Source organism: Pedobacter sp. GW821-FHT01D05 (genome assembly GCF_059422505.1).
Genome location: NZ_JBWKXA010000002.1, coordinates 155,167 through 168,842 on the forward strand (window position 1 = coordinate 155,167; position 13,676 = coordinate 168,842).

Consider the following 13,676-nt stretch of genomic DNA (forward strand, 5'->3'; position numbering starts at 1 on the left):
AGTTATTCAAAAATTAACCCTTAAACTCGCTGGTTTTATGGAACTCAATATCAGGATAATCCTGTTTCGTTAAATTGATCATGTATTCACTATCAGCCAGATATACCGGATTCGCTTCTTTATCGAAACCGATGTGCTGTTGTTTACGTTTTACAAATTCATCCAGTTTCTTTCTGTCGGTAGAAGTTACCCAGCTAGAACGGGTATAACTCAAGGTTCGGAAACGACATTTTGCGCCGTATTCATGCTCTAACCTAAAGTTGATTACCTCAAACTGAAGTTCACCAACTGCACCGATTACTTTCCTGTTTCCGGGCTGCATTACGAATAACTGTGCAACACCTTCGTCCGTTAACTGTTCAATACCTTTTTCCAATTGTTTGGTGCGCATTGGGTCCATATTTTCTACTTCTTTAAAAATAGATGGAGAGAAACTAGGAATTCCTTTAAACTGCAGTTTTTCACCTTCGGTCAAAGTATCGCCTATTTTAAAGTTGCCGCTATCGTATAAACCCACCACGTCGCCCGGCCAGGCCTCTTCTACAATACTTTTTTCGTTCGCCATAAAATCCATCGGGTTAGAGAATTTTAGCTTCTTATCCTGACGGGTATGATAATAAAATTTATTGCGTTCAAATTTACCTGAACAAATTCTTAAAAAGGCAATCCTGTCGCGGTGTTTAGGGTCTAAGTTGGCGTGGATTTTAAATACAAAGCCACTGAAATTTTTCTCTTCAACCAATACGTCACGTTCTTCGGCTTCACGGTGACGAGGACTTGGGGCGATATCGATAAACGTATCTAAAAGCTCTTTTATCCCGAAATTATTGATCGCACTACCAAAAAATACAGGTGCAACTAAACCGTCTGTATATAAATCCTTATCAATTTTACCATAAATACCGTCAACCAATTCAACATCATCTTTCAATGTATTGATTTCGTTTTCTTTTAGATAATTTAATAAAGATGGGTCATTTAAATCACTTGCCGCCACAACCGAATCGGTTACTTTGGTTTTATCCGAATTAAATAGATTTAAATGTTTGTTATAAATGCTGTAAACGCCTTTAAAGGTATGTCCCTGACCTATAGGCCATGAAAGCGGGCAAAGGCTGATGTTTAATTTTTCTTCAATTTCATCCAGTAAATCGTAAGCCTCTTTACCTTCACGGTCCATTTTGTTGATGAAAATGATTACAGGTGTATTACGCATACGGCAAACCGACATTAGTTTCTCCGTCTGTTCCTCCACACCCTTTACACAGTCTACCACCAAAATCACACTATCTACCGCCGATAAGGTTCTGTAGGTATCTTCTGCGAAATCCTTGTGACCAGGAGTATCGAGAATATTGATACGTTTACCACTGTATTCGAAACCCATTACCGAAGTCGCAACCGAGATACCACGCTGCTTTTCAATCTCCATAAAATCGGAGGTATTACTTTGGTTCGCTTTGTTCCTTTTTACCGCACCAGCAGTATTAATAGCACCACCAAAAAGCAGAAATTTTTCTGTCAGTGTGGTTTTGCCCGCATCGGGGTGACTAATAATGGCAAAGGTTTTACGTTTTTCTATTTCAGGGTTAAGCATAATAAAATTTTGGGTGTAAAGAGTGATGAAACCTTGTTAAAGGAATTTAACAGCGATAAGATTTGAATATTGTTGTTTCATCAGGCCGCAAAGATAATAAAAAGCTTTATTATTAATAGTTAGGTTGTTATATTGTTTTATTGTTGGGATGAATAGATTTAGAAAATGATTTGGAAAACTAAGGACAGTGGTTCTTTTGTTATTGCAGTCCTGCTATACACCAAATTCCCGACCTTTCTTCCTTCTTTGTGGACCATCTTTTTAAGGCGTTACGCTAGCTTGCTTTGAAAGTAAACAGGTTTTACCGAAGAACGCCCGTCAATCCCAAGAGCCGGGAAATCAAAAAAACAGTTGCAGTTCAGGTAAATTGGCACTAACAAACCTGAAGCGCAGTGGTTTTGTGTTCATAAACTATGATTTAATTTTTTCAAAAAAAATATTGAACACAAACCCCGAAGGGCTCAATCAGACCAAAGAAAACACAAACAAAACTGATTAAACGAAGTGCCACTGTTTTTTTGATGTGCATGGGATTGAGCAAAAGGCTCATTGCTGGATTGACAAAGCGCTTTGGGTACTTTGGCGCTCCAAAGTACCATGCCTCCGCGGCATAGAGCGGCAGAAAAATATTAATTACTTGTATCCACACGATAGAATTTTACATCGGGAGTTGCCGTTCCTGTCCCTTAGGTTTAGGTTGCTTCTGCAGTAATTCTATTGAGGGTTTTATTTCCACTAATTAAATACTTAATCGGCTAAACAGTGGCTTAAACCGAAATTATCCAATAAAATTTAAAATTTCTCACCAATCATTGTTTAGTTTTGTGCTAAAATGTTTAGCTTTATTCATCCCTCCGTTTATTGTTGACCAAAATTTTACTGCCGATGCCTACTTTGGAAGAGACTTCTATGCCCGCAGAAATTGCGGCTAAATTTGTTAATTATACCTCAAAACACGTTTTCTTGACCGGAAAAGCGGGAACAGGTAAAACAACTTTTCTACGGAAACTCATCCAGCTTACGCATAAAAAAGCCTTAATTGTGGCACCAACGGGTATTGCTGCAATCAATGCAGCTGGGGTAACTATCCATTCGCTTTTTCAACTTCCTTTTGGGGCTTTTTTTCCTGATGCTGCCGGCGCCTTGATCAATGAAAATATCAATTTTAACTTCAATACGCCCAAAACTTTAGTAAAACACTTAAACATGCAGGGCAATAAGCGCCGCATGTTGCAGGAACTGGAATTACTTGTTATCGATGAGGTAAGTATGTTGCGGGCCGATATGCTCGATGCCATAGATTTCGCCTTGCGTTATGTACGGAGGAATAGAAACCTTCCATTCGGCGGGGTACAGTTATTGTTTATAGGCGACCTGCACCAGTTACCTCCAGTGGTAAAAAATGACGAGTGGCGCATCATGGCTAAGTTTTATAAGAGCATTTATTTCTTCGATGCGCTGGCCCTGCAGGATAATCCACCGGTTTATATCGAACTGGATAAAATTTATCGCCAGGATGATGCTGTTTTTATCGATTTGCTCAACAACCTACGGAACAACAAAATTACTGCTGAAGATACTGCATTACTAAGACAGCATTTTAAGCAGGATTTCAAACCCTCGGCAGATGAAAATTATATCACTTTGACCACGCATAACAATAAAGCTGATAGCATTAACCGTGAAAGATTAACCCAATTGAAAACCAAATCTTACTTTTTTGAAGCAAAAATTCAGGGTGAATTTAATGAATATGCTTACCCGAATGATAAAAGTTTAGAATTAAAGGTTGGTGCACAGGTAATGTTTATTAAAAATGACATGACAGCCGAAAAGCGGTATTACAATGGTAAGATCGGTGTGGTACATCATATCGAAAAGGATGTAGTTGAAATTGAACTGCCTGAAGACAAAGTGGTGATCCAGATTTCACCCTATACCTGGGAGAACGTAAAATATAAGCTGGATGAGGCAACCAACGAGATTAAGGAAAATGTAGCTGGTTCGTTTATTCAATATCCTATTAAACTGGCCTGGGCTATCACCGTGCATAAAAGTCAAGGTTTAACCTTTGATAAAGCCATTATTGATGTAGGTGATGCATTTGCACCTGGCCAGGCCTATGTGGCCTTATCACGTTTACGCTCGTTAAAAGGTTTGGTTTTAACTTCTCACCTGCGCGAGAGTGGCTTGCAACAGGATCAGAATGTACATTACTTTTCTAAAACGAAACAACCGTCAGCGGTACTGAACGAGCAGATCAGTATAGAGAGTTATACTTTTATCCGCAGTTATCTGCTTGCTGCATTTGATCTGAACCTGATCCGCTATTACTTAAAAGAACACCGTCAGACTTTTGATAAAAGTGAAAAATCGGCCAAGCAAAGGCACGAAGATTGGACCGATACCATTTATACCGACTTTCAAAAAATAACAGCCACAGCCGATACATTTGTTAATCAGCTCAAAAACCTGTTCGCACAGCAAACCGAACATACTTTATTTAATGTATCGAAAAGGGTAGAGGCTGCCCTAAAATATTTTAATCCGCTTGTTAAGGAAATTTCAGATCGTTTCTTGGCCCAAATCGAAGTGATAAAAGAAGAAAAACAGATTAAAACCTATGTTACAGAACTGTTAGAACTCGAAATTTTGGTGTATGAGCAATTGAAAAAAATGCATAAAAGCAAAGCATTGTTGCAAGCACTCATTGCAGGAAAAGAGTTTAGCAAAGTGGATACCGATGCGCTGTTGAATACGGTCGAAAGAAACAATCAGCTCCAAAAAGCCATTCAATTAAAAGGAGAAACGCTTAAGGTAAAATCTGCAGCAGAGAAAAAGAAAAAAGAGCCAAAGATTGACACCAAATTAGTGAGCTTCGAGCTTTATGAACAGGGCAAAACTATTGATGAAATTGCAAAAGAGCGTGGCTTTTCTGCCGGTACCATTGAAGGGCATCTGGCTTATTATGTTTCTACACAACAATTGGATGTAACCAAACTGGTAAAAGCCAATAAGATCAGAAATATCAGTGATGCGGTAGAGAGCCAGAAAACAAAATCGATGGCTACGATAAGGGAGTTTTTGGGTAAAGAATATTCTTTTGGCGAGATCAAACTGGTACTGGCATCGTTGTTCCCATCAGAGGAATAGATCGAAATTTAACCGCAAAGATCGCTAAGGACAAAAACGCAAAGGGCGCAAGAGCAAATTCAAAGATATGGATGAGAATGAATTATCAAAAATTGTAATCGGATTGGCAATAGAAGTTCATAGTGCTTTAGGTCCTGGTCTGTTGGAAAGCGCTTATAAAGAATGTCTATATTATAAAATTCTCAAGGCAGGATTATTTGCTGAAAAGGAAAGGATAATGCCTTTAGTTTTCGAAGAGGTAAAACTAGACTGTGGATATCGAATTGATATTTTGGTTGAGCGCAAATTGGTTTTAGAATTGAAAAGTATAGAAGCATTTAATGAGATTCATTTGGCACAAACATTAACTTATATGAAGTTAGGTAATTACAAATTAGGTCTTTTGATGAATTTTAACGTAATTAGGTTAAAGGATGGATTAAAACGTGTAGTGAATGGCTTATAACTTTTCTTTTGTTTCTTTGCGAAAAACTTTGCGAACTTTGCGGTTAAATGGAAAAGGTTAAAGTTTTAGCGCAGTACATGCCCGAACCAGCGGCACCGCTAATTGCAAAGTGGATTGATTATTTTCAATGTGAATTTAAGATTTCTAAAACCCGCTCTACAAAACTGGGCGATTATCGCCATCCTTATCAAGGCAAAGGCCATCGCATTTCGGTGAATTTTAACCTCAATCATTACGCTTTTCTGGTTACCACAGTACATGAGTTTGCACATTTGCTCACCTGGAACGATTTCAAGAATAAAGTGAAACCGCATGGCACAGAGTGGAAGAAGAACTTTCAGCGGATGATGATTCCCTTTTTTGATATGAATATCTTTCCTGCCGATATACACAAAGCGATTGATAATTATATGTCCAATCCAGCGGCATCCAGCTGTTCTGATCTGCATTTATCGCGTGCCTTAAAAAAATACGACAACAATAAAACCGAGACTTTACATTTAGAGCAATTGCCCATTAATACCACCTTTAAAATTAAAGATGGCCGGCGTTTTACCAAAGGCGAACGCATTAGGAAGCGGTACCGCTGTATCTGTTTAGATGATAAGCGATTGTATCTGTTTAATCCTTTGGCAGAGGTTTTTGTGGTGGAATAACGAAAAATCGTCATTTCGAGCGAAGTGTAACGAAGCCGAGAACCCGAAGGCTCTGCGAAGCGAAATCTGTCTTGAGATAGATCTCTCCATTTCGCTGCGCTTCAGTCGAGATGACGATTTTTAATAGTATATCTATACAAACTTAAATTCATCCCCATCAAATAAACCCTTATCACTCAATTTTAAGTGTGGTATCACCAATAAAGCCATAAAAGAAAGCGTCATAAATGGAGCAAGCAAAGTAGAACCTAAATCTTTCGCAAATCGATCTATGGAGGTATAACTTTGGGCAACTTGATAACCGTTATGATTGCTCATCAAGCCTGCTACCGGTAAGGCCAGAACTTCTTTTTTTTCATTGCCCAAAGCTACTACACCCCCGGTGGCTGCAATTACCAGATTTACGGCTTCACAGATACTTTTATCGTCGGCACCAAGGGCAATAATGTTATGACTATCATGGGCAACACTCGAGGCAATGGCGCCTTCTTTTAGACCGAAGTTTTTTACGAAGGATATGGCAATCGGGGCATCATGATAACGGTTTACCACCACCATTTTCAAAACATCGTTTTCCAGATCACTAATGACATTTTGATTTAAAACTTTCGGTTCGGCAGATATTCTATTCGTAATCAATTGCCCATCCAATGCTTCGATAACCGGAATCTCTTTTTGTCCTTTGAATGGATAAATAAAATCTGCTTCCTTTTTCAAACTGCAATCGAAATGGTTTACCGATTCGCGATCTTCGACATATTTTACCCAATTGCCCACTGTTTTTCCATTTTCGGCAAGCAACAAGCCATCGATATAGGTCTGTTTAACTTTAAATGTTTTTAAATCTTCAAGCACGATAAAATCTGCATCATCATTGGTTTGAAGTGAGCCAACGTCTAATTTATAGTGAAGAATAGGGTTGATGCAGGCTGCCTGTAATACATTAAAAATATCAACTCCCTTTTTTACTGCTCTTGCACAAAGCTGATTAATATGGTTTTCGACTAAACTATCAGGATGTTTATCGTCGCTGCAGAACATCATCATTTCCGGCCAATCGTTCAATAGATCGATTAAGGCTTCGAAATTTTTCGCCGCGCTTCCTTCTCGGATGAGGATTTTCATACCACGCTGTAATTTATCCAATGCTTCTTCGGCAGTAAAACATTCGTGGTCGGTAGAAATTCCGGCATTGATGTATTGTTGAACTGCATCGCCACGTAAGCCTGGGGCATGTCCATCAACAGGTTTACCCAAATGGTGCGCAGCAGCAATCTTTTTTAAAACCTCTTCATCTTTATAAAGTACACCTGGGAAATTCATCATTTCGCTGAGGTATTTTATTTCGGGACGTTCTAAAAGTGATTTTACATCATCATGATCCAATTCAGCTCCAGCTGTCTCAAAAATGGTAGCCGGAACACAGCTAGGGGCACCAAAATTAAATTTAAAAGGGACGGTATTGCCATTATCAATCATAAATTCTACACCTTCCATTCCACAAACGTTGGCAATTTCGTGTGGATCGCTAATTGTGGAAACGGTTCCATGAACTACGGCTAACCGAGCAAATTCACTCGGAATTAGCATACTGCTTTCGATATGCACATGGCTATCTATAAAACCTGGTGAGATAAAATGTGCTCCTTCTTTCTGTTCAGAAATTTTAGAGATTGATTTTATTTTTCCATCTTCAACGGCTACTTCGCCAAAGAAAATATTCCGCTTTGTGATGTTGATGATATTTCCTTGGACTTTAAAATTGCTCATGTATTCTTTATGTTTTTTAATGTCGTCACCCTGACCTGTAGCAGCGGAAAGCTACGAAGTAAACCGAGCCTTAAGCGAGCTCACCAAAGGTAATTTATTTCAGGGTCTTTAAAGATGCTGAAATAAATTCAGCATGACGATTGCGTTCTGAACCGCTCTTAATATTTCAATAATTTATCAATCGTTTCTGCCAATCTTGCTTTAGCTAAAAAATCTTCTTCTAATACTTTGCTCATTGGAATGGCGGTATCCAGGCTCGCACAACGCATTACTGGTGCATCGAGATCAGAGAAACAGTGCTCTCCAATCCAGGCAGATAGTTCGGCACCAAAACCGTTTGTTAAGGTATCCTCATGCAAAATTAAAACCCTTCCGGTTGCTTTAACAGCTGCCCTTACTGCTTCTTTATCCCAGGGCTGCAATGTGCGCAGATCAATTAAGGTTGCGCCACTTTCCGGATATAACTTCAGGTAATCTAAAGCCCAGTGTACGCCAAGGCCATAAGTAATGATCGCGAATTTACTTCCTTCGGCAAGCCTAACTGCTTTACCGATCTCTGTAGTATAATAGCCATCTGGAACAGGGGCGCTTAAACTTCTGTAGAGGTATTTATGCTCGAAATAAAGTACTGGGTTTGGATCTTCAATGGCCGCCAATAACAAGCCTTTTGCATCTTCAGGGAAAGCCGGATAAACAATTTTTAAACCCGGTGTTTTGGTAAACCAGGCCTCATTACTTTGTGAGTGAAATGGCCCGGCACCTGTTCCGGCTCCCGTGGGCATGCGCACTACCACATCGGCTTTTTCGCCCCAACGGTAATGTGTTTTTGCCAGATTATTCACGATCTGATTAAAGCCGACGGTTACAAAATCTGCAAATTGCATTTCCACAACAGCTTTATAACCATTTATGGATAGGCCTAAACCTGCCCCTACAATGGCCGATTCGCATATAGGGGTATTGCGGACCCTGCTTTTGCCATATTTAGCAGTAAAACCATCTGTAATTTTAAAAGCCCCACCATAATCGGCAATATCCTGACCCATTAAAACCAGGTTAGGATATTTTTGCATGGCCAAGTCTAATCCATCGGTTATTGCATCTAAATATCTTTTTTCTGTAGAAGTTTGACTTGGTTGGAGAACATCTTGCTGATAAGGAAAATACATATCGGCCTCTTCCTGATCGGCATTAGCAATCGGCTCATCTTCATTAAAAGCTTCTTCAACTTCCAGCTCTATATCTCTCTTAACCTGGATTTTGATGTCGATAATTGAATCTGAGGTTAAAATACCCTGCTCAATTAAATACGCTTCGTAATTACTCAAAGGATCTTTCTTTCCCCACTCATCCAACAATTCTTGCGGAACGTATTTAGTGCCTGATGCTTCTTCATGCCCCCGCATGCGGAAAGTAAGGCATTCTACCAAAACCGGTCTTGGATCTTTTCGGATTTCCATAGCCAGTTGATTGATGGTATCATAAACTTCTAAAATATTATTCCCATCTATCTGAATGCCCTCAACGCCGTAACCAATGGCCTTATCAACCAGGTTTTTGCACCTGAACTGCTCTGATTTTGGAGTGGAAAGTCCATATCCATTATTTTCGATCAGAAAAATAACAGGAAGGTTCCAAACTGCAGCAACATTTACGGCTTCGTGGAAATCGCCTTCACTGGTTGCCCCTTCTCCGGTGTAAACTAATGTGGCGTGCTGTTTATTGGCTAAAATATCCGCCAGCGCAATACCATCGGCTAAAGCCATTTGTGGCCCCAAGTGGGATATCATCCCAATTATTTTATATTCTTGTGTGCCGAAATGGAAAGAGCGGTCGCGGCCTTTGGTGAAGCCGGTAATTTTGCCCTGCCATTGGGCCATTAATTTTTTTAAAGGAATATCTCGAGCGGTAAAAACGCCCAAATTACGGTGCATGGGCAAAATATACTCATCACTTTGCATGGCTAAAGTGCTACCAACAGCTATTGCTTCCTGGCCAATGCCCGAGAACCATTTGCCAATTCTACCCTGACGCAGCAGCTTGAGCATTTTGTCTTCAACCATCCGAGGGTAAAGCAATCTTCTGTATAAGTTCAATAAGAACTTGTCGTCTTTATCACCTCTCTTAAATTGCATATCTGGTTATTTTGACTAATGAGACCTGATTTATGACTCCTTATTTTTTTTTAATTCCTCCCATTGTTTTGCAAAAGATTTATCAGCAACCTTAGGCATCTCCCTGTATTTGCCCCAGCTTTTTTTGAAAAATCTTTTAAGCATAAAATTTTTAAACTTTCCACCAAAGAAATCCATCCATTTGCGTTTTTGCATCATTCTGCTGAACATGCTCCAGCCAATTTCCTCTTTTTTGCCGTTTTCATGCCCTGCGGCGGCATCTCTACGGTTAAGTAAGAGCATTTTATGGATATCGATTTTTACAGGGCACACTTCTGAACATTTACCGCAAAGACTAGAAGCATAGCTTAAGTGTTTAAACTCTTCCATGCCCTTTAAATGAGGCGTAATTACTGAGCCGATTGGGCCGCTATAGGTTGTATTGTAAGTATGGCCGCCGATATTTTTATAAACCGGACAAGCATTTAAACACGCACCACAACGGATGCAGTACAAACCCTGTCGCTGGTCTTTTTGTGCCAATAAATTGGTGCGGCCATTATCCAGCAAAATCACATACATTTCCTCTGGCCCATCTGTTTCATTAGGCTGGCGTGGACCACTTAAAATGGTATTATAAACTGTTAAGTTTTGCCCCGTTCCATGCGATGCCAGTAGAGGCCAGAACAGATCAAGATCTGCCATCGAAGGAATTACTTTTTCAATACCCACAACAGCAATATGAATTTTAGGGAAAGTGGTACTTAAACGTGCATTGCCTTCGTTTTCTGTTAGTGCAATACTTCCGGTATCGGCAATTAAAAAATTTCCGCCACTAATGCCAATATCGGCATTCAGGTATTTATCGCGGAGTAATTCTCTTGCTTTTTGTACCAGCTGCGGAGGAGTGGCATCGATAGGTGTGCCAAATTTATCGTGAAATAACTGCGCTATATCTGTTGCACTTAGGTGCATGGCTGGGGTAACAATATGGTACGGCGCCTGACCAAGTAATTGAACAATGTATTCGCCCAGATCACTTTCTAAAGATTCGATGTTGTTCTTTTCCAGAAAATCGTTTAAGTGGATTTCCTCAGTAGTCATCGATTTTGATTTGATGACCGTTTTGCCGTTGTTTCTTTTAATGATATTGAGGATTTCCTGTTGGGCTTCTTCGGCATCATTGGCCCAGATTACCTTACCGCCACGACGTTGGAAATTTGATTCGAACTCTGGTAAGAACTTATCGAGGTTTTCCATCACGCGCCATTTAATTACGTGTGCCTTTTTTTTGGATGCCTCTAAATTTTCGAATTTTGATAAGCCCCGTTCAACAGCTGCATTGTATTTCCCAATATTATAATTTATGGTTTTACGATGCGGTAGATCGAAAGCTTTCTCGTCAGATTTCTCTAAAAATTCCTCGGCAATATTCATCAATAGTTATTTTGTAATAGGGTAACGAATATTAACTGATTTTAGTTTTTAGCTATTTCGTTATAACATCAAAGATAGGAAACCCTGTTGAGTTTATTTTTAGAAATTAAACAAAGAAGAAGGTTGCTTTTTTAAAAGAATATTACCAGACGACTTTTGACATGTATTTTTTTGTTGTTTCATCATTCGAAATAAGATCTAGATCCAGTTCTATACTTGTTGCTATGATGATTCTATCGAAAGGATCGCGATGTAAAAATGGCAGCACTTTAAGTGTTTTCAGCGTTCCATAATCTATAGGAAGAATGGTGATGTTACTTGTATTGCAAGAATCTATGAGTTCATCTAAGGAATATTCTAATTGTAATTTGCCTAGTGATTGTTTTATGGTAATCTCCCATAAACTAACTATGCTTAAATAAAGTTGAGTAGTAGAATCTTCTAAAATTTTTCTTGCTGTTTTAGACAATGCAATATTATCATCTTGCATCCAAAGTAAAACGTGTGTATCAAGCAGATATTTTTTCACTACATATAATCTTTGAAATCATCTATTGGTGCATTAAAATCATCGCTCATTTTCATTCTTCCTTTTAGTAAACCGAGTTTTCGCTGTGTTTTTTCTTCATTTTTTTTATTTACTTTTTTTTGTAAAATAAAATCAATGAAGTCTTCCACCTCTTGCTGGTAGGCAACAGGGATCATTTTAATTTTTTCTAAAATGTGCAACTGATCCATAAACTCGCTTTTATCAAAAATAACATTTTAATCTTGAAATATAAAGCTACACCATTAAGCATAAAAAAGCCCCGACATTTTGTCGAGGCTAAATATTTTGAATGATTATTTCTTTGGATTACCTTTTCCATCCATATCTACTGCCGGGCGTTTTGCTCTGTTGGCCAATTCCCATGCGGTAAAGTAAGTTAGTTTTGCTCTTTTGGCCAGAAGCGGGAAATTGATTTTGCTTACTTCATCACCAGGCTTGTGGTAGTCTTGTTGTAACATCCCATCGTAATAGAAGATGATCGGAATGCCTAATTTAGCAAAGTTATAATGATCTGAACGGTAATAAATCTGCTCAGGATCTTTTGGATCATCATATTTATAATCCAGTTTCATTTTGGTATAGGTTGCATTTACCTGCTCGCTTAAGTTAGCTAAATCGCTGCTCAACATTTTCGAGCCTACCGAATAAATGTAGTTTGCTGAATCTGCTTTGCCTAAATATTCTTCACCTGTACGGCCAATCATATCGGTATTTAAATCAGCAATGGTGTTTTCGACAGGGAAAACCGGATGCTCCGAATACCATTCAGAACCCCAAAGTCCTTTTTCTTCACCAACAACAGTCATGAAAAGGATACTGCGTTTAGAACCTTTTCCAGCTTTTTTGGCATCTGTAAATGCTTTTGCCATTAATAAAACGCCGGTAGTTCCCGATCCGTCATCATCCGCTCCATTGTTCACTTTATCTTTTGCATTTGGATCTGTTTCTAATCCAATGTGGTCGTAATGGCCAGTTAAGATTAACACTTCTTTTTTAAGTACCGGATCTGAACCTTCTAAATAACCCAGAACGTTTTCGCATCTAACTGGTGTCTCTGTTTTTGCAGCACTAGCAGAGAAAGGTACGTTTAATACCTGCGAGGCAGGAGCCTGACTATCTACTATTTTTTTTTGCAGATCAGCCACCGTAGTATTCGATGCCTTTAACAATTCGTTGGCTAAAGCAACCGATATCGAGATACGTGGAATATCGTTTTGCTTTTGCGCTTCGATAGCGGCATTGGTTTTCACCATTACCCTTCCATTTTTAAGGGTTTGTTTCGTGTTTTCGGTTATTCTATCAACCGCGGGGTCGATCAGTACAATGGCTTTCACATTGTTTTCTGCAAAATATTTTGCCCTAGCTTCAAGCGTAGCACGATAAGCTGCTCTATCAATTCTTGTACCCGGTTTTACGGTTGGATCGCCACCATTGAACATGATAACCACTTTCCCTTTGATATCGGTACCTGTAAAATCGTTATAGTTGTCTTTCTTTAAACCATAACCAATAAATACAAGTTCATTAGCTGAAAAAGTAAAACCTTGATCGCTGATTAGACTAGGAGATACTAAATAATCTTTCTGATATTCTTTAGGCTGACCGTTAACCGTTAAATGGCTTTCTTTTAAGGTAACGTTAACCAAATCGATTTTTTGGAAATAACTGCCATTTACAGGCGCTTTTAAACCCAAAGATTTAAAATAATCGCGGATATAATCAGCAGCCATCCAGGCACCTTTTGTTCCAGTTTCACGGCCTTCGTATTCATCAGAAGCCAGTATTGAAAGGTGTTTGTAGGCATTTTCAGGGCTAATGGCCTTGCTGAATTTTATCGCATCCTTATTCGGTATAAGGGGCTTTACCTGGCTAAAGCAACTTGCGGTAACAAATGATACCAAACCAAGGGTTAAAAACTTTTTGTTCATTATGATAATAGTTAGTTAAGTTTCTT

At 39.0% G+C, this 13,676-nt stretch carries 10 protein-coding genes; 3 read left to right on the forward strand and 7 right to left on the reverse strand.

Translation table 11 applies throughout. The features are described from left to right. Positions 1 to 13 precede the first annotated feature (13 nt). Entirely contained in the window at positions 14 to 1,597 is a 1,584-nt protein-coding gene (locus tag AC07VK_RS08830; RefSeq protein ID WP_492959923.1) for a peptide chain release factor 3, read from the reverse strand. Positions 1,598 to 2,482: 885 nt separating this feature from the next. Between AC07VK_RS08830 and AC07VK_RS08835 the strand changes: the two genes are divergently transcribed. From AC07VK_RS08835 to AC07VK_RS08845, 3 genes are all read left to right on the forward strand, one after another. Continuing rightward, positions 2,483 to 4,750, forward strand: a complete 2,268-nt coding sequence (locus AC07VK_RS08835; RefSeq protein ID WP_492959925.1) for a helix-turn-helix domain-containing protein — start codon at positions 2,483 to 2,485, stop codon at positions 4,748 to 4,750. Between the two features lie 67 nt (positions 4,751 to 4,817). Then, positions 4,818 to 5,195: a GxxExxY protein gene (locus tag AC07VK_RS08840; protein ID WP_492959927.1), complete on the forward strand. Its 378-nt coding sequence runs from the start codon at positions 4,818 to 4,820 to the stop codon at positions 5,193 to 5,195. A gap of 47 nt (positions 5,196 to 5,242) precedes the next feature. Then, positions 5,243 to 5,851, forward strand: coding sequence for a SprT-like domain-containing protein (locus AC07VK_RS08845; protein WP_492959929.1), 609 nt, complete (start codon positions 5,243 to 5,245; stop codon positions 5,849 to 5,851). 132 nt (positions 5,852 to 5,983) lie between these two features. On the opposite strand, the gene ade is transcribed toward AC07VK_RS08845, so the two are convergent. The 6 genes from ade to AC07VK_RS08875 form a co-directional block, all read right to left on the reverse strand. Then, positions 5,984 to 7,621 (reverse strand): adenine deaminase, encoded by a 1,638-nt coding sequence (ade, locus tag AC07VK_RS08850; protein WP_492959931.1) that lies wholly within the window; start codon positions 7,619 to 7,621, stop codon positions 5,984 to 5,986. A gap of 158 nt (positions 7,622 to 7,779) precedes the next feature. Next, a complete protein-coding gene (locus AC07VK_RS08855; RefSeq protein ID WP_492959933.1) occupies positions 7,780 to 9,756 on the reverse strand; it encodes an alpha-ketoacid dehydrogenase subunit alpha/beta in 1,977 nt (658 codons plus the stop codon). Positions 9,757 to 9,786: 30 nt separating this feature from the next. After that, positions 9,787 to 11,172: a LutB/LldF family L-lactate oxidation iron-sulfur protein gene (locus tag AC07VK_RS08860; protein ID WP_492959935.1), complete on the reverse strand. Its 1,386-nt coding sequence runs from the start codon at positions 11,170 to 11,172 to the stop codon at positions 9,787 to 9,789. Positions 11,173 to 11,314: 142 nt separating this feature from the next. Then, complete coding sequence (locus tag AC07VK_RS08865; RefSeq protein WP_492959936.1) at positions 11,315 to 11,701, reverse strand: type II toxin-antitoxin system VapC family toxin; 387 nt, start codon at positions 11,699 to 11,701, stop codon at positions 11,315 to 11,317. Further along, positions 11,701 to 11,910 carry a type II toxin-antitoxin system VapB family antitoxin gene (gene vapB, locus AC07VK_RS08870; protein ID WP_492959938.1) on the reverse strand — a complete coding sequence of 70 codons (210 nt, stop codon included), beginning with the start codon at positions 11,908 to 11,910 and terminating at the stop codon, positions 11,701 to 11,703. Before vapB ends, AC07VK_RS08865 begins: the two co-directional genes overlap by 1 nt. A gap of 105 nt (positions 11,911 to 12,015) precedes the next feature. Continuing rightward, positions 12,016 to 13,650 carry a M28 family peptidase gene (locus AC07VK_RS08875; protein WP_492959940.1) on the reverse strand — a complete coding sequence of 545 codons (1,635 nt, stop codon included), beginning with the start codon at positions 13,648 to 13,650 and terminating at the stop codon, positions 12,016 to 12,018. Positions 13,651 to 13,676: the final 26 nt, after the last annotated feature.